This is a genomic window from Nonomuraea sp. B12E4 (assembly GCF_039871825.1).
Lineage (GTDB): Bacteria > Actinomycetota > Actinomycetes > Streptosporangiales > Streptosporangiaceae > Nonomuraea.
In genome coordinates this window covers 1,102,839-1,123,804 of sequence record NZ_JBDPME010000001.1, presented here as the reverse complement: position 1 = coordinate 1,123,804, position 20,966 = coordinate 1,102,839, and the positions used below count along the sequence as shown (strand labels likewise).

20 protein-coding genes and 1 pseudogene are annotated in these 20,966 nt (G+C 70.6%); 7 read left to right on the top strand and 14 right to left on the bottom strand.

Features of this window, described 5'->3' with window-relative positions; translation table 11 throughout:
• Positions 1-19 precede the first annotated feature (19 nt).
• Positions 20-1,207 carry a CHAT domain-containing protein gene (locus tag ABGB18_RS05240; RefSeq protein ID WP_347694169.1) on the bottom strand — a complete coding sequence of 396 codons (1,188 nt, stop codon included), beginning with the start codon at positions 1,205-1,207 and terminating at the stop codon, positions 20-22.
• A 145-nt stretch (positions 1,208-1,352) separates the two neighbouring features.
• Positions 1,353-1,718 (bottom strand): annotated as a pseudogene (locus ABGB18_RS05235) (ferredoxin); the annotation flags it as partial.
• A gap of 346 nt (positions 1,719-2,064) precedes the next feature.
• On the opposite strand from ABGB18_RS05235, the gene ABGB18_RS05230 reads away from it, so the two are divergent.
• Positions 2,065-2,832, top strand: coding sequence for a sulfotransferase (locus ABGB18_RS05230; protein WP_347694168.1), 768 nt, complete (start codon positions 2,065-2,067; stop codon positions 2,830-2,832).
• Positions 2,829-4,007 carry a glycosyltransferase family 4 protein gene (locus ABGB18_RS05225; protein WP_347694167.1) on the top strand — a complete coding sequence of 393 codons (1,179 nt, stop codon included), beginning with the start codon at positions 2,829-2,831 and terminating at the stop codon, positions 4,005-4,007. The genes ABGB18_RS05230 and ABGB18_RS05225 overlap by 4 nt, the downstream gene beginning before the upstream one ends.
• 106 nt (positions 4,008-4,113) lie before the next feature.
• Here the strand turns inward: ABGB18_RS05225 and ABGB18_RS05220 are convergent, their stop codons facing one another.
• Entirely contained in the window at positions 4,114-5,139 is a 1,026-nt protein-coding gene (locus tag ABGB18_RS05220; protein WP_347694166.1) for an MBL fold metallo-hydrolase, read from the bottom strand.
• A gap of 389 nt (positions 5,140-5,528) precedes the next feature.
• Positions 5,529-6,416, bottom strand: a complete 888-nt coding sequence (locus tag ABGB18_RS05215) for an SDR family NAD(P)-dependent oxidoreductase (RefSeq protein ID WP_347694165.1) — start codon at positions 6,414-6,416, stop codon at positions 5,529-5,531.
• Positions 6,417-6,629: 213 nt separating this feature from the next.
• Between ABGB18_RS05215 and ABGB18_RS05210 the strand changes: the two genes are divergently transcribed.
• The gene (locus tag ABGB18_RS05210) at positions 6,630-7,283 is read left to right on the top strand and encodes a TetR family transcriptional regulator (RefSeq protein ID WP_347694164.1); all 654 of its coding nucleotides are present in this window, start codon (positions 6,630-6,632) and stop codon (positions 7,281-7,283) included.
• Positions 7,284-7,299: 16 nt separating this feature from the next.
• On the opposite strand, the gene ABGB18_RS05205 is transcribed toward ABGB18_RS05210, so the two are convergent.
• The 6 genes from ABGB18_RS05205 to ABGB18_RS05180 form a co-directional block, all read right to left on the bottom strand.
• On the bottom strand, positions 7,300-7,794 hold the full coding sequence (locus tag ABGB18_RS05205) for a hypothetical protein (RefSeq protein ID WP_347694163.1): 495 nt from the start codon (positions 7,792-7,794) through the stop codon (positions 7,300-7,302).
• Positions 7,782-8,303, bottom strand: coding sequence for a sigma-70 family RNA polymerase sigma factor (locus ABGB18_RS05200; RefSeq protein ID WP_347694162.1), 522 nt, complete (start codon positions 8,301-8,303; stop codon positions 7,782-7,784). Before ABGB18_RS05200 ends, ABGB18_RS05205 begins: the two co-directional genes overlap by 13 nt.
• Before the next feature lie 320 nt (positions 8,304-8,623).
• The gene (locus tag ABGB18_RS05195) at positions 8,624-9,280 is read right to left on the bottom strand and encodes a maleylpyruvate isomerase N-terminal domain-containing protein (RefSeq protein WP_347694161.1); all 657 of its coding nucleotides are present in this window, start codon (positions 9,278-9,280) and stop codon (positions 8,624-8,626) included.
• Positions 9,281-9,453: 173 nt separating this feature from the next.
• Entirely contained in the window at positions 9,454-9,669 is a 216-nt protein-coding gene (locus tag ABGB18_RS05190; protein WP_347694160.1) for a hypothetical protein, read from the bottom strand.
• On the bottom strand, positions 9,666-10,259 hold the full coding sequence (locus ABGB18_RS05185) for a WHG domain-containing protein (protein WP_347694159.1): 594 nt from the start codon (positions 10,257-10,259) through the stop codon (positions 9,666-9,668). The genes ABGB18_RS05190 and ABGB18_RS05185 overlap by 4 nt, the downstream gene beginning before the upstream one ends.
• 234 nt (positions 10,260-10,493) lie before the next feature.
• Positions 10,494-11,735 (bottom strand): MFS transporter, encoded by a 1,242-nt coding sequence (locus ABGB18_RS05180; protein WP_347694158.1) that lies wholly within the window; start codon positions 11,733-11,735, stop codon positions 10,494-10,496.
• Between the two features lie 99 nt (positions 11,736-11,834).
• On the opposite strand from ABGB18_RS05180, the gene ABGB18_RS05175 reads away from it, so the two are divergent.
• From ABGB18_RS05175 to ABGB18_RS05165, 3 genes are all read left to right on the top strand, one after another.
• Entirely contained in the window at positions 11,835-12,920 is a 1,086-nt protein-coding gene (locus ABGB18_RS05175) for a helix-turn-helix domain-containing protein (RefSeq protein WP_347694157.1), read from the top strand.
• Between the two features lie 224 nt (positions 12,921-13,144).
• Positions 13,145-13,441, top strand: coding sequence for a hypothetical protein (locus ABGB18_RS05170; RefSeq protein ID WP_347694156.1), 297 nt, complete (start codon positions 13,145-13,147; stop codon positions 13,439-13,441).
• Positions 13,442-13,509: 68 nt separating this feature from the next.
• The gene (locus ABGB18_RS05165; protein WP_347694155.1) at positions 13,510-15,357 is read left to right on the top strand and encodes a PQQ-binding-like beta-propeller repeat protein; all 1,848 of its coding nucleotides are present in this window, start codon (positions 13,510-13,512) and stop codon (positions 15,355-15,357) included.
• Here the strand turns inward: ABGB18_RS05165 and ABGB18_RS05160 are convergent.
• The 4 genes from ABGB18_RS05160 to ABGB18_RS05145 form a co-directional block, all read right to left on the bottom strand.
• The gene (locus ABGB18_RS05160) at positions 15,341-16,063 is read right to left on the bottom strand and encodes a hypothetical protein (RefSeq protein WP_347694154.1); all 723 of its coding nucleotides are present in this window, start codon (positions 16,061-16,063) and stop codon (positions 15,341-15,343) included. The genes ABGB18_RS05165 and ABGB18_RS05160 overlap by 17 nt on opposite strands.
• 57 nt (positions 16,064-16,120) lie before the next feature.
• Positions 16,121-16,468, bottom strand: coding sequence for a hypothetical protein (locus tag ABGB18_RS05155; RefSeq protein ID WP_347694153.1), 348 nt, complete (start codon positions 16,466-16,468; stop codon positions 16,121-16,123).
• Positions 16,469-16,680: 212 nt separating this feature from the next.
• Positions 16,681-17,175 carry a recombinase family protein gene (locus ABGB18_RS05150; RefSeq protein ID WP_347694152.1) on the bottom strand — a complete coding sequence of 165 codons (495 nt, stop codon included), beginning with the start codon at positions 17,173-17,175 and terminating at the stop codon, positions 16,681-16,683.
• The gene (locus ABGB18_RS05145) at positions 17,135-20,380 is read right to left on the bottom strand and encodes an efflux RND transporter permease subunit (protein ID WP_347694151.1); all 3,246 of its coding nucleotides are present in this window, start codon (positions 20,378-20,380) and stop codon (positions 17,135-17,137) included. The genes ABGB18_RS05150 and ABGB18_RS05145 overlap by 41 nt, the downstream gene beginning before the upstream one ends.
• Before the next feature lie 98 nt (positions 20,381-20,478).
• Here ABGB18_RS05145 and ABGB18_RS05140 point away from each other — a divergent pair, with 98 nt between their 5' ends.
• Positions 20,479-20,940, top strand: a complete 462-nt coding sequence (locus ABGB18_RS05140; protein WP_347694150.1) for a MarR family transcriptional regulator — start codon at positions 20,479-20,481, stop codon at positions 20,938-20,940.
• Positions 20,941-20,966: the final 26 nt, after the last annotated feature.

The window sequence follows — 20,966 nt, the reverse complement described above, 5'->3', positions numbered from 1 at the left end:
CCGGTCTCCCGACCCGCGCTCATGCTCCCGAGTGCAGGAACGCCGCCCAGGCCGAGGGCCGTCCCGGCATGGCCGCACGCATGCGGCGGGTGGCCGTGTGCAGGGCGAGCGCGCCGGGGATCCGGGCCGGGTCACCGAGCGCCCCGCCCAGCTCGCGGTGGAAGTCCGCGGCCATCGTCGCCGCGGTGTGGTCGCCGATCTCCCACAGCGTGGCGACGGCCTGGGCGTACCCGGCCAACTGGAAGGCGGAGGCCAGGTGCATCGCCTCGTCGGCGAGCCTGGCGCCGCCGCGGGCGGTCGCGCAGGCCGACAGGTAGGCGAGTTCGGCGTCGTCGAGGTGGAGCCGGCTGATCTCGGTGACGCTCAGGGTTCCGTCGTGGAGCAGCAAGTGGCTCGCCGACGGGTCGTACGGGTCGCTGCCGGCGTGGCAGGCGAAGTGCGCGACGCTCGCACCGGGCAACGCGGCCAGTACGGCGGCGCGGGACGCCCGCGGCCCGACCAGCACCTGACCCTGGATCCGGGCGGTGACCTCGACCGCCTCGCGCGCGGTCTCCGGCAGCGCGGCGTGGCCGGGGGTGGCCGGCATGGCGACGGTCAGGCCGGCGCGGCGCGCCGGCACGGGGCGGGCCCGGCTGTGCAGCAGCGCGCGCACGGTGGGTGTGTACGAGGAGACCGCACGATCGAGCACGGATGCGCCCGCGACCGTGTGATGCCCGGCGGCGTGCAGCGGCAGGGAGTTGAGCGGCCCGGTCGGTGACCACCACAGCCGCGGCCACACCCCGTCCTGCGGCGGCCCGGTGATGCCCAGTGCTGTCCGCCCGCCGCCGTCTCCTTCCAGCGCGGTCACCGTCACCCCGCAGCGCAGGTCCGCGCCGTGCTCGCGCTGGAGGTCCCCGGCGATCGAGCCGATCACCTCGCCCAGCGCCCCGACCAGCGCGCCGGGCCCCGTTCCGCGACGGTCACGTCCCAGGCCGAGCTCCCGGCAGGCCGAGGCGATCTCCGAGCCGGTGAAGCCGGCGCCGATCACCAGCACCCGCCCGGCGCCGTCCCGCAGCCGTTTCCGCAGCAGGGCCGCGTCGGCGCGGCCGCGCAGCACGAACACCCCGTCCCGGGCGGCCTCCGCCGGGTCCGGCCACGGCCGGGCGCGTACTCCGGTGGCGATGAGCAGGCGGCCGAACCCGACGTCCCGGCCGCCGGCCGGCAGCACCCGCTTGCCGCGAGGTCCAGCCCGGCCGCGGCGGTGCCCAGCAGCCAGTCGGCGTCGAGTTCGGCCCGCTTGGGCAGGATGGTGGCCTCCGCGGGGTCTCACCGCTCAGGACCTGCTCGGACAGCGGCGGCCGGTCGTAGGGCTCGCACGACTCGTCGCCGATCACGGTCAGCGACCCCCGGTAACCCTCGGTACGCAGTGTCGCCGCCGCCCGCAGCCCGGCCAGCGAGGCGCCGACGATGACGATGCGCCCGATCCCGTCGGGCGTGCTCACCGTGCCGGGCGCGGTCCTGGCGGCCTTTCTGGGCCGGCCGAGGGTGCCCAGCTCATCGATCACCATGGCCTGGACCGGGCAGGCGGCGGCGGCTCGCAGGACCTGCTCGCGTTTGGCGTCATCCGGGTTCAGCTCGTACATCAGCGCTTCGGCCCGGCTCATCCGGAACACGTCCGGCGCGGCGAAGGCGCACTGCCCGTATCCCTGGCAGCGGGTGAGATCGACGACGACTCGCACGGTGACCGTCCCCCTCCGAACAGGACGATCGCGATGCGATCCGGGGAAGCCCCCCGGCTCCCGGATCTCGAGCCCTTTCGGACGCAATCGCCCTGGTGAGCCTCATTTCAGCCTAGCGACCTTCGCCAGATCGCCAGGAACTCACGGGTTACCGCGGCTCGTTCACGTCAATGAAGGGAAGAGGAGGCACAACGTTCACCCCGCGCATCCCTTCAGGCAACCCTCAGGTAAGGCAGGTAACGTCCCCCGGATGAAATGGCAGCGCACAATCAATGGAGCGCTGGCCAGGTACGCAGGATTCCAAATCAACCGAGTAGGAAAAACCGAAAAAGCGGCGCCAGTTCCCGTGAAGCGGGACGACACGCCCATCAGACCACCCGCGGATCCGGGCACCGATCGGCTGCTGACAGCCCCGGTGTTCATCATCTCGCCGGTCAGGTCGGGGTCGACGCTGCTGCGGGCGATGCTCAACGCCCATCCGGACCTTCATGCTCCGCACGAGCTCCATGTGCGCCGGTTGCGTGTGGAATTCGATACCTCGCTGGCTGAGAAAGCGATGGCGGCACTGGGACACAACCGGGCCGACCTGGAACATCTGCTGTGGGACCGGGTGCTGCACCGCGAGCTGGTGCGCAGCGGAAAGCGCTTCATCGTGGAGAAGACCCCGGCGAACGCTTTCGTCTTCGACCGCCTGGCCACCTGCTGGCCGGATGCCCGGTTCGTGTTCCTGCTGCGCCACCCGGCCTCGATCGCGTCCTCCTGGCACGAGGCCAGCCCGGACAAGCGCACAGCCGAGGAGGCCGCCAAGGACGCGCTGCGGTACATGAAGGCGGTGCAGCGGGCCCGCGCCGCGCTGCCCGGACTCACCGTGCGCTACGAGGAGCTGACCGCCGAACCGGAGAAGATCGGCCACGCCATCTGCGACTTTCTCGGCGTGCCATGGTCACCCGCGCTGCTCTCGTACGGCACACCGGACGTGGTGAGCAAGGGGCTCGGCGACTGGAAGGACAAGATCCGCTCCGGCAGCGTGCAGCCGGGGCGTTCCCTGCCCCGGCCCGAGGAGATTCCCGACGTGCTGCAGGACATGTGCCGGACCTGGGAGTACCTGCCGTGAAGATCCGCTACATGCTGCTGCACGCCTACGGCATGGGCGGCACCATCCGCACGGTGATCAACCAGGCCAACGCGATGGCGGAGGCGGGGCACGACGTCGAGATCGTCAGCACGGTGCGGCGGCGCAAGAGCCCCCAGTTCGACATCGACCCGCGGGTCCGCGTGTCCGCGCTGGTGGACCAGCGCGACGGGGTCGCCGCCGACTCGCTGGCCCGCAAGGTGTGGCGCCGCGCCCGTGGCAAGATCGTCCCGTACGGGGAGTTCGCCGCCGAATACTTCACCGAGCGGGTGGAGGCGGCGGTCATCGACTACGTCTCCTCCCTCGACGACGGCATCCTCGTCACCACCCGCCCGGCCCTGAACCTCATCTCCGCCCGCCGCGGATCCGGCAAGATCATCCGCGTCGCCCAGGAGCACATGAACCTGGCCTCCTACCACGAGGCCGTACGGGAGCAGATCGCCCGCCACTACGGCCGCTTCGACACGGTGGCGGTGCTCACCGAGACCAGCCGCGCCGAATACCGCGGCCTGCTGCCGGACACGCCCGTGGTGGTCATCCCCAACGCGGTCCACATGGACAACCGCGAGCACTCCGACCAGACCAACCCGGTGGTGATCGCCGCCGGGCGGCTGGTGCCGCAAAAGGGCTTCGACATGCTCATCACCGCCTTCGCTCTGGTCGCGGGCGACCACCCCGAGTGGCGGCTGCGCATCTTCGGCACCGGCCCGTCGCAGGAGCGGCTGCAGGCCCGCATCGACGAGGCCGGACTGGGCGACCGGATCCGGCTGATGGGGCGCAGCAACCGCATCCACGACGAGCTCGCCCAGGCGTCGATCTACGCGCTGAGCTCCCGGATGGAGGGGCTGCCCATGGCGATGATCGAGGCCATGGGCCACGCGCTGCCGGTCGCCGCCTTCGACTGCCCGACGGGTCCGGCCGACGTGCTGACCCCAGGGGTGGACGGGGTGCTGGTGCCGGCGCGTGACGTGGAGGCGCTGGGAAGGGCGCTGGGGCAACTGATGGGCGACCGCGAGTCGCGCCTGCGCATCGGCGCCGCCGCCGCGCGAAAGGCTCAGAGCTACACCCCGGGGGTGGTGATGCCGCAATGGGAGAAGCTGTTCTCCAGCCTGTCCAGCGGCAGGCCGGTGGCCACCAACCCAGGGACGACCGGCTGAGTACGCCCGCCGCGACCTGCCGGCGGGCCCTCGGTTGACGGGGCCCTCGGCCGGGGTGGGCCCCGTTTGATGGGGCCCACTCAGCCGGTGGGCCCCGATGCCGCCGTCAGCAGCAGGTGTGCGCGGGTGCGAGGGTCATGGCCGCGGGACGGGTGGTGGGCTTGTTCGCCTCCAGGTCCGTGGCTATGCGGCCGCGCATCATGAGCTCCATGACCTGCATGAAGCGCTGCGCCCGGGCGCTGCCGATGACGAACGGGTTCGCGCCTTTCGCAGGCCCGTTCCGCAGCTCCTCCATGCGTACCAGGCCCTGGTCACAGGCCCCGTGGTTGTTGAGCTCGACGTCCACACCGGCCCGCTTCATCTGGGCGGCGAAGGAGAGCACGGAAGCGAGGTAGGTCCGCTTGTCCGCGGTCGCGGCGGGCGGCTGGGTGCCACCCCACAGCATCGCGGTGTGCCGCCGGCCCTTCCACCGCACCGGGAAGATCGGTGAGACGTTGCCCGGCGTGTGCCCGGGCGTGCGGTGAAGCGTGACCGTCATGTCGCCGAGGGTCAGCCGCTGCCCGTCGGTGATCACCAGGTCTCGTTTGGGCGCGTCGGGCTGGGGGTCGGCGGCGAGGAGGTCCCAGTCGGCCGCGGTCATCATGACGCGGGCCTTGTACCGGTCGGCGAGATACTGGGCGCCGCCGAAGTGGTCGCTGTGGCCGTGGGCGACCACCACGTACTTGATCTGCGCCGGGTCGACCCCGACGGCGCGCAGGTCGGGAACGATGACCTCCTCGGCCTCGGCCGGCGAGCCCAGCGCGTCGATGAGAATCACGCCCTTGGACGTGAGGAGCGCCGTGGCCGAGACGAAGCCGGTGCTCACCACCGCCACGTTGTCGAAGATCCGCAGCGGCTTCGGGGCCTTGGGCGACGGCACCGAGACGCCCGGGGTGAGCGCCTTGACGATGTTCTGCAGGATCGGGTCGCGGCCCGCGACCTTGGCCGCGCGGTCATAGTACGCCTGCGCGGTCGTGGGCGCCCCGGCTCTTCCAGCCGATGCCTCGGCCCTCCCCGCCACCGCCGACAGCGGGAGAACGGCTGCGGCTGCCAGCAGGGCACGGCGGGACATGCCGGACTGCTCAAAGGACATTCAGGAGTACCTGCTTTCATGGGCCCCGGGGCGTCACGCGATCGCGGCCCCCGGGGTGGAGACGTCGATGCCGCCCTAGCAGACCAAAGCCGATCATCTGATGTCCAATATTGACAGCGCCCGCGCGTCGATCATGAAACGGATATCGAAGCAAGTCAGGGCATGAGGGCTCGGGGCGCGGCCGGCGTCCCGGACCCTGGTGGGAAACGTCCCGGGCCGTCCTGGCCGCCCGGAAGGCCGGGGCGGTCCAGACCGGCGGCGGGAGGCCGACGCGTTCGGCGATCGCCTCGGCGAGGGCCTTCTCCTGGGCGGCGAGCACGGCGAGCTGCTGCGGCACCAGCGAGGGCCGAGCTCGCCCTGCACCTGAGCGACCGGTAGCCCGGCCCCGGTCACCGCAACGCTTCGGGCACGGTGCTGCCCCGCTGCCGGTGCCAGGAGTCGTCGGCGTCGTCGTGGTCGGTGGACCTGCTGAGCTCCTCCCAGCGCTTGTCGACCTCCAGCCGCCCGCCCCAGAACTCGCGCCCGAGCTCGAATGCGTCGCTGCCGGCCAGCAGCCGCAGCGGCGGCTCCGACAGCGACGCCACGGTGAGCACGAGCCGGGCGACCTTGGCCGGGTCGCTCTTCGCGACGTGCTCGAACCCGGCCATGGCGCGGGCCGCCGCGCCGACCGTCGCCTCGTAGGGCGGGCTCACCGGCGGAATCGTCATGGACGCGCCCGCCCAGCCGGTACGCATGCCGCCCGGTTCGAGGACCGTGACCTTGATGTTCAGGGGTGCCACCTCGACCGACAGCGCCTCGCTGAAACCGCCGACGGCCCACTTCGCCGACTGGTACGCCGTCATGCCGGGACTGCCCATGCGCCCCCCGATCGAGGAGACCTGGATGATCCGCCCGCCGCCCTGCTCGCGCATGATCGGCACGACCGCCTTGGTGACGTGGACCGTACCGAGGAAGTTGGTCTCGACCTGGCGGCGGAACACCTCGAGGGTGGTGTCCTCCAGGGACACCATGTCGCCCTGGCCGGCGTTGTTGACCACGACGTCGATACGCCCGAACGCCTCGTGCGCGGCCGCGACCGCCGCCTGGGCCGCCGCCGGATCGGTGACGTCGAGGCGGAGGGCGCGCACGCGGTCGGCGCCGTACCGCGACACTAGGTCGTCCAGGGCCTTGGGATCGCGCGCGGTGGCGGCCACCCGGTGACCGGCGTCGAGCGCCGCCTGGACGATGGCCCGCCCCAGCCCTCGCGAGGCACCGGTGACGAAGAACACTGAAGACACGTGCGGATTCCTCTCCAGAGGGGAGTTAACACAAGTTGATTGCGTTATCTCACGCTACACCTGTCCGCGAGTTAAAGCAAAAGCGTTGCGTTATCTCGCCGTCCGGGCCCGCGGCGGGGCCGGACGGCACGCGCGGGAATGTTAATTTGATGTTTGCCCGCGACTGGCCGGCCACGTTGCGGCCGACCGCGACGAGAGAGACCCCTGGACACGATGACCACCCGGCCCATCCGCGCCCGCTCGGCCCGGGACAAGCTGCAGCGCAGCCGCGACCTGCTCGATGCCGCCCGCAGGCTGGCCCTGGCGCACGGAGTCAAGGCGGTGACGCTGACCAAGGTCACGCAGGAGGCCGGGCTGCACCCGTCGGCACTGCGCCGCTACTTCGACTCGACCGAGGAGCTCCTCCTGGAGCTGGCCGAGGAGGCCTGGCAGGGCTGGGAGGACGACGTGGCCGGGGCGCTCAGCGGCCGGCACGACCTGCCCGCGGGCGAGGTGGCGGCCGTCCTGGCCGAGTCACTGCAGCGCAACCCGCTGTTCTCCGACCTGCTCACGCACGTCGCGCTGAGCCTGGAGGACAGCGTCGACCTCGAACGCGCGCGCCGGTACAAGAGCAGGTCCTTCCAGGCCTACGACCGGCTGGCCGCCGCGCTGGTGGCCGCCTCGGCGGACCTCGACCTTCCGGCCGCCCGTGACGTGCTGACCACGACGCTGGCCGCCGCCGCCTACCTCTGGCAGGTGTCGCACCCCTCGAAGACGCTCGCGACCCTGTACGAGCAGGAGCCCCGCTGGGGGCACGCCGCCATGAGCTTCGTGCCCACCATGACCCGGCTGGTGGAAGCGCAGATCCGCGGCGCCCGGCACCCCTGAGGGACGCCCCGGGGGTTCACTTCTCCTCCTCGCCCGCCAGTTCCCGTCTGCGGCGCAGCAGGGCGGCGCGGCGGACGTGAGCCCGTACGACCAGCACGAGCGCCGCCCCCACGCACACCACCGCGACCGCCAGGGCTGGCAGCAGGCCGCCGCCCCGCTGCACGGCCACGGCCGTCACGAGCACGGCTGTCACGGCCGAGGCGGCCACGGAGAGCCACCCGGCGACCACCCGGTCGGTCGCGAACAGCGGCACCCGGCGCGTCAGCGACCACCCTCCATAGGCCGCCCAGGCCAGGCAGAACGCGGTGAACAGCGCGAACGCCGCGTGCGTCCGGCCCGGCAGCGGCCCCGGCTCGCTCCACCACAGGGCGCTGACGAACACCGTGCCGGTCAGCCCGGCCAGCAGGGCCGCCACCGCCCGCGCCCGCGCCCACGGCGAGAGCACAGGCCCGAGCCGTTCGATCAGATGCCGCGCCGGCAGGCGCGGCTCCTCCTCCGTCATGGCTGCCATCCCTTCTCCGTCAGATGCTCGCGCAGCAGGCGGCGGGCCCGGCTGAGCCGGGACTTGACCGTGCCCACCGGAACCCGGCAGACCTGCGCGCACTCCTCCACCGACAGGTCCTCCAGGTAGAACAGGACGAGGACCTCCCGCTCCAGCACCGGCAGCCCGGACAGCACGGCCGCCAGTTCGGCCCGCTCCACCGTCGCCTCGGCCGGGTCGTCGGCGACCGCCTCCACCTCCGCGAACGCCTCAGCCCTGGCATACTCGGCGCGCAGCCGGTCGGTGACCGACCGGCGCGCGATGGTGAACAGCCAGGGCGCCCACCGTTCCGGCTCCCTGAGCCGCGGCAGGCCGCGGACCACGGCCAGCCAGATCTCCTGCGCCACGTCGTCGGCCCGCTCGGCGTCCAGCATGCGCCGCACGTACGTCCACACCGGCATCCGCCACCGGAGCACCAGCTCGGCCAGCGCCGCCCGCTCGCCCAGCTGCGCCCGCACCACGAGCAGCTCATCGGTCATCTCGTCCTCCTGTCACCCTGCACAGTCGGAGGAGACGGCCGCCGGGTTCACGCCACCGGCGGATTTCTCACCCGGCCGCGTCCCGGCCAAGCAGGTGACGACGGTGCCGGGCCGGTCGGCGACTCCCGCAGCCCGCGCCCGGCCGGCCGGATCGAGGTCCTGCCCGCGCGAGTGAGCGTCAGGCGTCCGCCGCCCCGCCGCGCAGGTAGGCGACCACCATCTCGCCGACCATCCGCCGCAACCGGTGGTGGCACGCCACCCCTTGGGGCGGGCGACCCCGAGGCCCGGTGTCACCCGGGGTAGACAGGCGGCCTCGGGGGTCATCCGAGGACGAACGGGAGCCTCTCGGCCAGTTCGCCCAGTTCGGTCTTCTCCGCGCCGGTCGGGGCCCGCCGTCCGGTGCCGACCAGCAGCGCGTCCCTGTCGGAGAACGACGCGGGGAACTCGGTCCCGGCGATCTTCTCCAGCATCTCGCGGGACCGGGCGAGCCCCTCCGCGGGCGGTTCCGCCGCGTCCGGGAGGTGGGCGATCAGGTCGAGGTGGTGCAGCGTCCACTCCATGACGTACGCGGAGAGGTAGTCGGCCACGGTGAGGACCTCGCCGCGGGTGCCGACCCGCAGGCCCGGGTCGGCGAGCTCGGCGGCCCGACCGGCGGCGGAGCCGACGTCGTCGAGGTGGAACTTGAGCAGCCGCGGCTCCTGGTAGGCGGCGGCCAGCCGCACGACCAGCGCGTCCAGCGGGTCGTCACCGGTCGGCGGCGCTTGCGAGACCTCCCAGTAGGTCACCGCGTCCCGGGTCGCTTCCGTCTCGGCGGGGGTCACAAGAGTGATCAGTACGTCCTGGGCGTCGATGACCAGGTGGCTCACCAGGTCCCGAACGAGCCAGCCGGCACAACCGGACGGCCGTGCGAAGTCCTCCTCGGGAAGGTCGGCAACGGCCGCCCGCAGCGCCGCCCAGGAGAGTGAGAAGAGATCCACATCGGCACGGTAGTGCGGCACCGCGACGGCGGACAAGCGCATTCCCCACGGCCGGCTCGCGCACCCTCAGGTCCTTGACGGTCGCGGCGGGCGGTGAGTCGCCGGTGCGGGCCAGTGCCGAGCCTCCCGCTCCCCGTCAGGTCAGCGCGGGAACGCGGAGGGCAGGAACGTGGTCAGGGGGCGGCGAGGGCGGCCTCGGTCGCGTACGCACCGCCCATCGAGCTGCCGGCCAGGGCCGCCCGCTCGACCTTCAGCGCGTCCATGACGGCGAGGAGATCCTGGTGGTGGCACATCTCGCCGGCCGCGTCACCCGAACGGCCGCTGCCGCGTACCTCGTGGTGCAGGGTGGCGCCGTCCACGGGTAGGCGGCCGATGGCTGGGCTGGTCATGCGGGTTCTCCTTCGGGTTGTGCGGGCCAGCGCTCCAGGAGGGTGTGCAGGGCGTCGAGGCAGCGGACCCAGGTGTCCTGTGCCGGGCGCGCGTGCGCGAACCCGCCCGCGGCCTCCAGGCTGACGAAGCCGTGGAGCGTGCTGCGCATCAGCCGGACCGCATCGGTCAGGTCGGGCTCGTCGAGCGCGTAGGCGCGCAGCATGCTGTAGGTCAGCTCGATCGCCCGTCGCGGACCGGGTGCCCGGGCCGCGAGCTCGGCATCGATCTCCATCGGGAGCTGCGTCGCGGTGTACCGGCCGGGGTGGTCGTGGGCGTAGCTCCGCCAGGCGTTCGCGTACGCGACCAGCGCGTCCTTCCCGGCCCGGCCGGCGGTGGCCTCCGCGATGCGGATGGTCTTCTCGTCCGCTCCCAGCAGGGCGATCCGCCCGCGCAGGTCCTCCAGGTTGCGGACGTGCGCGTAGAGGCTGGCGTCCTTCACCCCGAGCCGCCGCGCCACCGCGGACATGGTCACGTGCTCGAGCCCCACCTCGTCGGCCAGTTCGGCACCGACGAGCGTCACCCGCTCAGCCGTCAGTCCGGCCCGTACCATGCAGACACCTCCCTAGGAATGCTCGCCACAATCTAACTCTATTAACTTACACCTAGGATTCCTAGGCTAGGTACATCCAGCGGTCTGCCATGCCGTCGTCGTGAGCGATGTGGATCTCGCCGTACGAGTTCGCGCCTGTTGCCGGCTGAGTGGCCGGTTCGTACTGCGTTCGGGGTCGGGATCAGTGATGGGCCGGCCGAGCTGCCGGTGAGTGGCCAGAGGCGATTGCCGAGTTCACGAGCCTGCTCGCGCCTGGCGGCGGCAATCGCCGAGCCGCGTTCCTTGATCCTTCTCGGCGGCGACGGCGGAGGCGGACAGGAGCGTCGCGCCGGCGAGGCTGCCCCAGAGGGCTACCGAGCCGTGGGAGGCGAGAGCGGTGATGACCGCCGGGGAGAGGGCGAGGCCGAAGCCCGTGGAGAGCTGGAAGCGGGCGAGGGCGCGTCCCAGGAGATGGGCCGGGGCGAGCGCGGTGACGAGCGCGGTGGCGCTGCCGGCATAGACGATCTCGCCGATGGTGCAGACCACGGACACCATGGCGACGGCCGGGGCACCCCAGCCGTGACCCAGTGAGGTGGTCGCGAGGAAGCCGAGGTAGGACGCGGCGAGCACCACGCCGGCGAGAGCCAGCACGGTCCGCCGGGAGAAGCGGGACATCAGCACCGTGACCGGAACCTGCAGGGTGACCACCAGCACCGTGTTGACCACGAAGATGGCTGCCGACCACACCGGGGAGGCGTGCATCTGTGTCACCAGGACCAGAGGGAGCGCGATTTCGGGAACGTTGAGGCAGAAGACGTAGATCACGTTGGCGGCCAGCAGCGCACGCATCCGGGGTGCGGGCTCGTCGTCCCTGTCCTTGGCCGCGGCAGCAGCCGGATGAGCGTGCACGTGGACCGACCACGCCAAGGCCGCCGCGGCGAGATAGGCGAGCCCGGTGACAGCTGCCAGCGCCTGCAATGCGGTGGTGCCGCCCGCCAGGCATGCGGTGGCGAGCAGCGCGCCCGCGCCCAGGCCGGCGTTGCGCAGGGCGCGGCCTCCCGCGAGGGCGGCGTCGCGTTCCCGGCCGTGGGAGACCGTGGCCACGAGGGCAGCGTGGGCGGCCGGCCATGCCTGGTTGCCGATGCCGAGGAAGAGTGCCGCTGCCGCGAACAGCCAGCCGTTCCCCGCCGGGGTGGCCAGCAGCAGCGCCACGCCCAGCACCCGCACCAGCATCGACGCTGCCACGACCGTGCTGCGTGCGCCCCGGTCCAGCCATCGGCCGACCGCGGGCATGCACACCAGACCCATGACGACGCCGACCGTCATGGCGGTGCCGGTGGCCGGCGCGGACAGCCTCAGCACCATCACGCCGTAGAGCAGCAGGAAGGGCCGCAACAGGCCGGTGCCGAGCGCGTCCACGGCCAGGGCGACGGCATAACGTGGGCCTCCGGAGGCACGGACGAGGGCGCGGGGCCGGATCTTGGTGGTGGTTGCCATGGCCTCAACAGTGCGTTCGGCTGCCGGGCCGGCTGTCTCGATTGACGGACACCGTCAATCGACGCGATCGTCGGCCATCCGACCAGCGAGGATGAGGGGATGACGTTGAGGATCGACATCGGTGGCCTGCCGCCGGGGCGAGTACGGTTCGCCGCCTCCCCGCTGGCCGAGTTGACCGCGATGCTGCACGTGCTGGCCGAACCCGGGCATCACCCGCAGCTCGCCGGCTGGGCCGGGGACGTCTGGGCCGGGCTGCGGCCGGAGCTGGCAGAGCGGCTGCGGGAGGCGGAGTTCCTCTGGCGGTCCTCACGAGCCGATTTCCTGGTCCCCGCTCGTCCTCGGCTGACCCTCGCCGAGGAGCTGGACGATGTAGACCGGATCGACGATGAAACCTATGTGACCGCCGCGCTCATCACCACGTGCGGCAGCAACCGGGTCCACTTCTCCGCGCCGTCGCCACTCACCGACGCTACGGCGCGCGAGCGGGCCCTGGACCTGGCCCAGGCCCGCGGCGCGCTTCAGGAGACCTTCGCGGAACGGCTGCTCGCGGACCCGGCCGCTGTGCGGGCGCGGGTGCGTCACACCCTCGAGCAGTGCGCCGAGGCGTTCTTCGACGCCGCCTGGGCGGGCGTCGCCGTGCGGCTCGCCACCGACCTGCGCCTGAAGAACGACCTGCTGAAGCGCCAGGGCATCGGGGCGGCACTCGCGTCGGTCTCCGGCGCGATCACCCTGGCGCCGGACGGCAACAGCATCATCGTGGACAAGCTGCAGGACAAGGCGACCGCCGCCCACAGCACCGGGGTCACCTTCCTTCCCAGCGTCTTCGGCCGCCCGCACCTCGTGGTGGTCCACGCGCCCGGGTGGCAGCCGGTGGTGCAGTACCCCGTGACCGAGGCAAGTCCATCGGAGCCGGTATCGCTGGAAACGGTCACGCTACGGCTGGAGGCACTCGCGCATCCGGTACGGCTGCGGCTGCTGCGCACCCTTGCCCGCGGCCCGCACACCACCGGTGAGCTGGCCCATGCGTGGGAACTTTCACCCCCGGAGGTTTCCCGCCACCTCGCCGTCTTGCGCCGCGCGGGCCTGCTCACGGCCCGGCGGCACGGTCGTTACGTCCGTTACACCGTCAATCTGCCCGATCTGACGGCGCTGGGCGCCGACCTGCTGACAGCCGTACTGCGCTGAGTGGCTTCGGTCCGTCGGGTGGCCGCCGCCTTCGCAGCATCGTCTCCAGCCGGGAAGGCTTCTTGGCCCGGAGCACGGCGAGGGAGCCGACGAACGGCTCGACGTAGTGCATGTGCTCGGGCAGCAGCATCGTGGCGCTCTGCTCCGCGAGCCGGACTTGCCGCCGTAATGGCCGAGGGCTGACTCGCAGCGCGGGGACGACCCTGCCGAAGCCCGCAACCAAGTTGCAGGTATTCTTCGACCACGCCGACGACCAGATCCACCAGGTTCGCGGCGCCGGCCGCAAGGGCTGGACCCCGGCCTTCCGCGACGCGACCCTGTTCAAAACCGTTTACACCTACGGGCTGCGTCGCCGCGAGGCCCGGATGCTCGACCTGGTCGGCTTCGGGCGCAACCCACACGCCCGGCAGTTCGGCGAGTTCGGCGTCTGCTATGTGCGCTGGGGCGAGGCGATGAAAGGCTCACCGCCCAAACGCCGCAGGCGTGCGTGCATGATCAGCGAATACCACCACGCCGCTTAACCGAGCCCCAAATCATAGACTGATCTTCGAGTGGTACACGGCATTTCTGCACGTTACGCTCTGGATCCATGGGTGTTCGTGGAATATGGCTGCGCTGGTTCGGGGCCGGTTTGTCGCTGTCAGGAGCGTTAGTGGCCGGTCTAGGCTATTTCTCCTGGTTGTCATTGCCTGGCGGCGCGGCGGGCCCGTCAGTCCTCGTGACTGCCGCGCTTGTCGTGCTGGTGACGCTGGCCGGGCTTGTGGTCGTCGCCCACACTCAAGCGTTACGACGGGCCTCGGCGCTCGCCCGCGAGGACGGCCGGATGGCGGAACTCTGGGAGAATTGGCTGAAGGAGGCCGTTACGGCTGCGCGGCGGAGGGCGTGGGCGTGCGCGGCGGTGTCCGGCGGGCTGGCCGTCCATGGCTGGATGGGGGTACGACAAGCCTTCGCCGAGGGGGTCCCCGACTTCGGCGAGGCCGTCTTCGGCCCTGGTTCGACTGTCATGGCGATCGGTTTCGTGTTGCTCGGCGCGGCGATGCCCGATCTGCGCGCAGGGCCGTGGGCCGGCCGGGTCGCAGGCGTGGCCAGCGGTGTCGGCGTCGCCGGGGTGGTGGCGCTGGCGACGTTCCTCGCCGTCACCATACTTCCCGTTGAGGCCATCACCACGGCGAGGAAGGATCGGCAGGCGCCGGTTCCCGGATCGGTTGACAGGATCAAGTGGCGGTGGAAGACGCCGGACGGCGAGGCCGTACGCGATGTCGCCCTGGCCGGTGGCGGAGCGGTGGTGCGGATCCGTGACGGTGTCATGGCACTAGACACCGAGACCGGTGACGAACGCTGGCACTACCGCAGGCCCGGGGCAGAGACCCTCAGCCTGGTCGCCTCCCCGGACGGTAGCACGGTGATGGCTGTCTACGCCGGGGGCAGAAGGGTCGTGCTGGACGCACACACGGGCAGGGTCCGCTCCGATCAGGTCTGGAGGGATTCCGAGCAGGACCCGGCCAGAAAGTGGCGTCGGAAGCAGACCGCGTTGAGCTCGGACGGTTACGTGGCGCGAAGCCTCGCCTTCAGCGCAGGAGTGGGCGACCGGACAAGCGAGCAGGAGGTCAGGGGGTACGATCTGGAAACGTCACAGACCCGATGGACGTACTCCGCGCCCGACGGCTGCCTCATGCTCAAGGAGTCGTACGGAGCGCTACGCGACGTGTTCCCGGTGGTGCTCTACTGCGCGGAGGGCATAGAGGAAAAGGCCGGTGATCCTCATTGGGACCGGGAGGTGACCACGGTCACGATCGTGGTGCTCGGTCTGAATCCTCAGAACGGTTCCCACGTGTGGCGGCACAAGCGGACGGTGACCACGGCCCTGAGCTACGTCGGGGCGTACGCCTCCGCCGATGGCGGCGTTCTGGCGGTGACCCTCAATGAAGGCCGGGGGGAAACGACGGAGGGTGTGGTTCTGGCCCAGGACGACGGACGCGTCATAGCGGATCGCCTGGAGGGATTCGACGACGGCGTGGCGAGTGTCTGGCCAAGGCATTACTTCAACGGCCTCAGCGCCGGCGGATACCTGATCCCGCAGGAATATCCCAGGGATGCCAACGCCACGGCGGAGGGTTTTCGTTGGGTCTCGTTCACGGGCGACACGAAGCAGGCTTCGGTGTCATGGCCGAGGTCCGACTTCAGGCCGCGCGGTGCCCTTCCGCTGAGCCGCGCGCTGGTCACGGCGAGCCATTCGTACAGCGACGACGACAAACAAAAGCTCATGACGGTACTCGTGACGCCTTGGGACACTGGTAAGACGGTGAGGATCCCAGTGACGCTGGAGTTCTTCAAGTCTTCCGACACCTTGCCGTTCGACGTGGTGCCAGTCCTTCCTGCACCGGGGTCGGTCATGCTCGTCTCCAGTGGCACGCCGTTGATCATCGGTCTGGTCTGACGCGCGCGTCCCCGATGAGGGTGGCGGGAGCAATGCTTGAAACCTGTGGATCTTCTGGAAAGTGGCAGACGGTCACCGCCAGCCCGGTCTCAGCGGCGAAGTCGGCCAGCTCGACCTTCACACCACTGGACATGCGGGCCCGCATCCGGCGCTTCGTCAAGCCGTTGTTCTGAGCCGTTGCCAGGTCTGGTGCAGAACCTTCAAGGTTGTCCCAGTGAGCGTTGCGCAGGGCCCGGGAAAGGACGGCCGACCCGGCGATCGGCCAGTACCCCTTGCTGCCGGCGGCCCACTCCCCAGGCCCACTCCCGAGCTTTATCATCGGGGATGCCCAACCGGCGCAGGTTCTGATGTCTGGCCGAGAAGCGTTTCCATTCCTTCCAGCGGATCTGCCGCATCCGGCGGCGGAACCACTTATCAAGGTCGCGGAACACCCGGGGAACTGCTCGACCACGGTCGTGACCGAGGCGAGCACCCGTTGGACGGCCCGCTTGCTGCGCACGAACACCCGAACATCTTCGGCGGAGCGCACGAACCGATGACCGCGCCGCCACAACTCCCGGTCCAGATCGCACGCCACCCAGCGCATGGCGTCCCCACCGGGGACATGCGGGCTGTACCCGTCGACCACCGGCTTGTGGCCGCGCAGGCGGCACCACAGCATGAGCCGGGGCACGTCATGCAGCCAGAATCTGCGGTGGACGAGCATCCCGCGCTGGCTACCGTCCCGCTTCCGGTACTCGATCGAATTCCACCACATCAGGCATCACCGCTGGCCGGAGCGACAGCGGTACGCGGCGGCCAGTGCCACGTTCCGAGCTGGTCGCCCTCGACCCGGCCGGTGGACCCAGTGGGTGTCGTTGCCGTCCAGCTGGACCTGGAGGTTGACGTGACCGGCGCCGGACATGCACACGACCATGGCCGGGAACGTGTCGCCTGCCATCGCGCGGTTTCCGACGTGAGCGACGTGACCGTCCCAGCCGAGCTGACCGGGACGCGCAGGGTTGCGGCCACGCTGAAATGCCTCGTAGTCGTCACGCCGCCGGTTGATGGCGTCGGCGTCTTCGTCGGTGAGCCGGTAGTGGACGATACGGCCGATGGACGGCTGGCTCATGAGGGGGCCTCCGGTGCTGGTGAGGGCATGCGAAAGGCCAGGCTCCAGGGGCCTAGTTCGTGATCAAGAATCTGAGACGTGATCGTTTCAGGGGGTACCCTGTCCGGCGAAAAGTGCGGCCCCACTTGCTAAGATACAAGCACAGACGAGGCGGCCCCGCTCTCACTGTCGAAGCTGGAGAACGAGGCCGTTCGCCTAGCATCCTCTTCGGATCAAGGGGATGAGGTTGCCGGCCCCGGGCGCACATACCCAAAGTATTCACCGCCGATGGGTGGCAGCCCGCGCGCCAGCCGGTTCTGATAGGCCTCTGCCCACTGCTCGCCCGCCCTGTCGCTCTCGAAAGCAGCAAGTCCCATCAACATGCCTCGGGTGAACTTGCCGACCGCGGTGGTGGAGTCGACCTCTTCCGTAGCCGACACCAGCTCGCCGCCCGCCGCCTCTAACCTGGCGAGATTGAGCTGGTTGCCCATCCGGTTACGCCCGAACCGGGAGTACTTCCACACGAGAATCGCTTTGGCCGCGCCCTTTTCCACCTGGGCGATGGCCGCCGTGATCGTCCGCTGGAAGTCCCTCCCGGACACATCGAGATCTTCTGTCCAGCCGCCCTGCGGCCACCTGCCCGGCGGGATGTCATAACCCCGCCGGGCGGCCGACGCCCCAATGGCATCACGCTGGATGGCCGGCGAGATCTTCTCTTCCAGCGTCATCGGCACTCTCACGTACGCGATGGCTGGGATGAGGGGAGCGCGGTCCTCGATCACGCTTCCGGGTCACAGCGACGACAAGGGTGGGCACGAGCACCAGCGTGAGCAGCGTCGAGGAGATCAGGCCGCCGATCACCACGATCGCCAGCGGCTGCGCGATGAACCCGCCCGACCCCGTCACCCCGAGCGCCATCGGCGTCAGGGCGCAGATCGTGGCCACCGCCGTCATCAGGATCGGCCGCAACCGCCGCCGGCCGCCCTCGATCACCGCCTCCACCACACCCATGCCCTGGTCGCGGTACTGGTTGATGAGGTCGATCAGCACGATCGCGTTCGTCACCACGATCCCGATCAGCATCAGCATGCCGATCAGCGCCGGCACCCCCAGCGCCGTGTCGGTCGCCACCAGCAGCCCCACCGCGCCCGTGGCCGCGAACGGGATCGACACCAGCAGGATCACCGGCTGGATGAAGCTGCGGAACGTCGCCACCATGATCATGAACACGATCGCGATCGCCGCCAGCATCGCCATCCCCAGATCGGCGAACGCCTCGTCCTGCTGGGCCGACACGCCGCCGATCTCATAGGAGGCACCGGCGCCCAGCGACAGGGAGTCCAGCTTCGTCGTCAGCGCCTGCGTCACGCTGCCCAGGTCGCTGGCCGTCGCCTTGGCCGACACCGTGGCCGAGCGCTCGCCGTCGATCCGCGACACCTGCGTCGGCCCGGCCACCTGCCGCACGTCCGCCACCGTCGACAGCTTCACCGTGCCCGCCGCCGTCGGCAGCTTCAGGTCCTCGATCGCCTTGACATCGTCCGGCGCGTCCGCGCCGCGCAGCACCAGGTCACTCGTACGGCCGTCCAGCGTGATCTGCCCCAGCGGCGCGCCCCGGAACGCCTGCGCCACCGCCTGCCCGACCTGTGCCTCCGTCAGCCCGCGCTCGGCGGCCTCCTCCCGGTCGACCACGACGTCGACCCGCGGCGCGCTCGCCTCCAGGTTGGAGGACACGTCACGCAGCCCCGACACCTCACCCATCGCGGTCTTGACCGTGGCGGCCGCCGACCGCAGCGCGTCGGTGTCAGGCGCCTGCACGATCACGTCGATGGAGTCGGAGTTGAACCCGGCGCCGCCGGTGCCGCCCACCGTCACCTCGCCGACCCCCGACAGGCCCGAGACCTTGTCACGCAGGTCCTGCTCGATCTTCGCCGTGTCGGCGTCGTCGGCCAGCGTCACCGAGTACGACGCCTGGTCCGCGCTCCCCCCGCGGCCGCCGCCCTGCAGGCCACCGCCGCCGCCACCCACGTTCACCTGGTACGACTCCACCCCGTCCAGGTCGGCCAGCACGGCCTCGACCTTCTTGGCGGCCTCGTCGGTGGTGGCCAGGCCGGTGCCCACCGGCATGCGCTGCGACACCGACAGCGTGTTCTGCCCCGAGGAGTCCAGGAAGTTCGTCTGCAACCGGCCGGCCAGACCCATCGTGCCGATGAACACCGCCACCCCGATCAGCACCGTCACCAGCTTGTACCGCGTCGCGAACCGCAATACCGGCAGGTAGGCCCGCTGCAACGGCGAGCGCAGCTCCTTGGCCTCGGCCTCCTCACGCTGCTTGCGGGCCTGCTCCGGCGTCAGCTCCGGCGCCTTCAGGAACCAGTACGCCAGCACCGGCACCACCGTCAGCGACACCACCAGCGACGCCAGCAGCGCCACCGCCACCGTGACCGCGAACGGGCTGAACAGCTCGCCCACCATGCCGCCCACGACCGCGATCGGCGCGAACACCGCCACCGTGGTCAGCGTCGAGGCCGTCACCGCGCCCGACACCTCGCGCACCGCCGTCAGGATCGCCTGCAGCTTCGCCTCGCCGTAGCCGAGATGCCGCTTGATGTTCTCCAGCACCACGATCGAGTCGTCCACGACCCGGCCCACCGCGATCGTCAGCGCGCCCAGCGTCAGCATGTTCAGCGAGTAGTCGCCCACGTACAGCACGATCAGCGCGATCACCACCGACAGCGGGATCGACACCGCCGTCACCAGCGTCGAACGCACCGACAGCAGGAACACCAGGATGACCAGCACCGCGAACGCCAGCCCCAGCAGGCCCTCCGTGGTGAGGTTCTCGATCGACTCCTCCACGTACGGCGCCTGGTCGAACACCACCGACACCGCCGTCTCCGAGGAGTCGCCCAGCGCCTTGGTCAGGTCCGGCAGCTTCTCCGCGACGTCGTGCGAGATCGCCACCGCGTTGCCGTCGGGCACCATCGTGATCGACATGCCCAGGCTCGACTTGCCGTTCGTCCTGGTGATCGTCGTCGCGTCGGCCAGCCCGCGCGTCACCTTCGCCACGTCGCCCAGCTTCACCGGCTTCAGCGGCTTGACCTGCGGCGGACCCCCCTGCGGCTGGCCCGCCTGCGGCCGCCCCGGCATCTGCGCCTGACCCTGCGGCCGCCCCTGGACAGGGGCCTGAGCCTGCGGCTGGGCCGGCGTCAGGTACAGGTCCTTCAGCTTCTCCACCGAGTCGACCCGCGACCCCACCTGCACCGTCAGCGACTTGCCGTCGGAGGTCAGCGTGCCCGCCGGGATCGGCGTGCCGTTCGCCCGCAGCACGTCCGGGATCTGCGCCGCCGACACCCCCGCCCGCGTCATCTTCTCGGTGTCCGGCTCGATCGTCACGACCTCGTCGCGGGTGCCGGTGACCGCCGCCTCCCGTACGCCCTCAATGCCCTGCAACTCCGGCACCGCGATCCGGCGCAGCTTGTCGGCCATCGCCCGCTCGTCGCCACCGTCTCCCACCGCCAGCACCATCACCGGGATGTCGTCGGTGTTGCCCGCGACCACCTGCGGCTCCACGCCGTCCGGCAGCGTCACCTGGTCGATCGCCTGCTGCATCTTGTTCAGCGACGACTCGATGTCGGTGCCGAACTCGAAGGCCACCTGGATCTGCGCCATCCCCTCCCGCGAGGTCGAGGTCATCTGCTCCATCCCGGCCAGCCCCTGGAAGGAGTCCTCGATCGGCTTGGTGACCTGCTCCTCGACGATCTCCGGCGCCGCGCCGGGGAAGGGCGCCACCACGAATGCGCCGGGAAACTCCAAAGACGGCAGCAACTGCTGTTTCAACTGCGGGATCGTGAAGGCGCCGAACGCGCTGAGCACGACCGCCACCAAGATCACTAGGCTGCGGTTGACCAGGCTCAACCGGGCGAAAGCGGTCATAGGGTCCCCTCCAAGAGTTCGCCCCAGACTAACACTTCGCCCTATGCGAATATTTAGACCGATTCAGCTTTCCTGATAACCTTCTCAGGAAGCGAGAGGTGAGCGTGAAAGACGAACGCGAGGACCTGATCCGCCGGATCACCGAAACCCAGCGTGGCCTCGGGCGGCTGTTCGCCCAGCACCACTCCCCCCTGTTCACCTCCAACCTCACCATGAGGCAGCTCAAGGTCGTCATGCTGGTGGCCGTCAACGGCTCCGCCTCCGGCCAGGACCTCGCCCAGGACCTCGGGGTCGGCCTCGGCACCGTCACCGGCATCGTCGACCGCCTCGTGGCCCACGGCCTGGTCAGCCGCCACGAAGACCCCCACGACCGGCGCGTACGCCGGGTCGAGCTCACCCCCGCCGGCGCCGCCCTGATCGAGGAGATCAACAACGCCGGCCTGCGGCACTACCGCCGCATCATGGACCACCTCGACACCGACACCCTGCGCGCCCTCGACCACGTCACCCGGGCCATCAGGGACGTCGCCGACAAGCTCATCCACGACGGCAACGCCTGAAAGACCCGCCTGGTTTCGCCGAAAGG

Bases quoted from the DNA above. Each gene is read 5' to 3' on its own strand.
- ABGB18_RS05220 (WP_347694166.1), bottom strand. From the start codon at position 5,139: ATGTCCTTTGAGCAGTCCGGCATGTCCCGCCGTGCCCTGCTGGCAGCC.
- ABGB18_RS05210 (WP_347694164.1), top strand. From the start codon at position 6,630: ATGACCACCCGGCCCATCCGCGCCCGCTCGGCCCGGGACAAGCTGCAG.
- ABGB18_RS05205 (WP_347694163.1), bottom strand. From the start codon at position 7,794: ATGGCAGCCATGACGGAGGAGGAGCCGCGCCTGCCGGCGCGGCATCTG.
- ABGB18_RS05200 (WP_347694162.1), bottom strand. From the start codon at position 8,303: ATGACCGATGAGCTGCTCGTGGTGCGGGCGCAGCTGGGCGAGCGGGCG.
- ABGB18_RS05190 (WP_347694160.1), bottom strand. From the start codon at position 9,669: ATGACCAGCCCAGCCATCGGCCGCCTACCCGTGGACGGCGCCACCCTG.
- ABGB18_RS05185 (WP_347694159.1), bottom strand. From the start codon at position 10,259: ATGGTACGGGCCGGACTGACGGCTGAGCGGGTGACGCTCGTCGGTGCC.
- ABGB18_RS05180 (WP_347694158.1), bottom strand. From the start codon at position 11,735: ATGGCAACCACCACCAAGATCCGGCCCCGCGCCCTCGTCCGTGCCTCC.
- ABGB18_RS05175 (WP_347694157.1), top strand. From the start codon at position 11,835: ATGACGTTGAGGATCGACATCGGTGGCCTGCCGCCGGGGCGAGTACGG.
- ABGB18_RS05165 (WP_347694155.1), top strand. From the start codon at position 13,510: ATGGGTGTTCGTGGAATATGGCTGCGCTGGTTCGGGGCCGGTTTGTCG.
- ABGB18_RS05160 (WP_347694154.1), bottom strand. From the start codon at position 16,063: ATGCTCGTCCACCGCAGATTCTGGCTGCATGACGTGCCCCGGCTCATG.
- ABGB18_RS05155 (WP_347694153.1), bottom strand. From the start codon at position 16,468: ATGAGCCAGCCGTCCATCGGCCGTATCGTCCACTACCGGCTCACCGAC.
- ABGB18_RS05150 (WP_347694152.1), bottom strand. From the start codon at position 17,175: ATGACGCTGGAAGAGAAGATCTCGCCGGCCATCCAGCGTGATGCCATT.
- ABGB18_RS05145 (WP_347694151.1), bottom strand. From the start codon at position 20,380: ATGACCGCTTTCGCCCGGTTGAGCCTGGTCAACCGCAGCCTAGTGATC.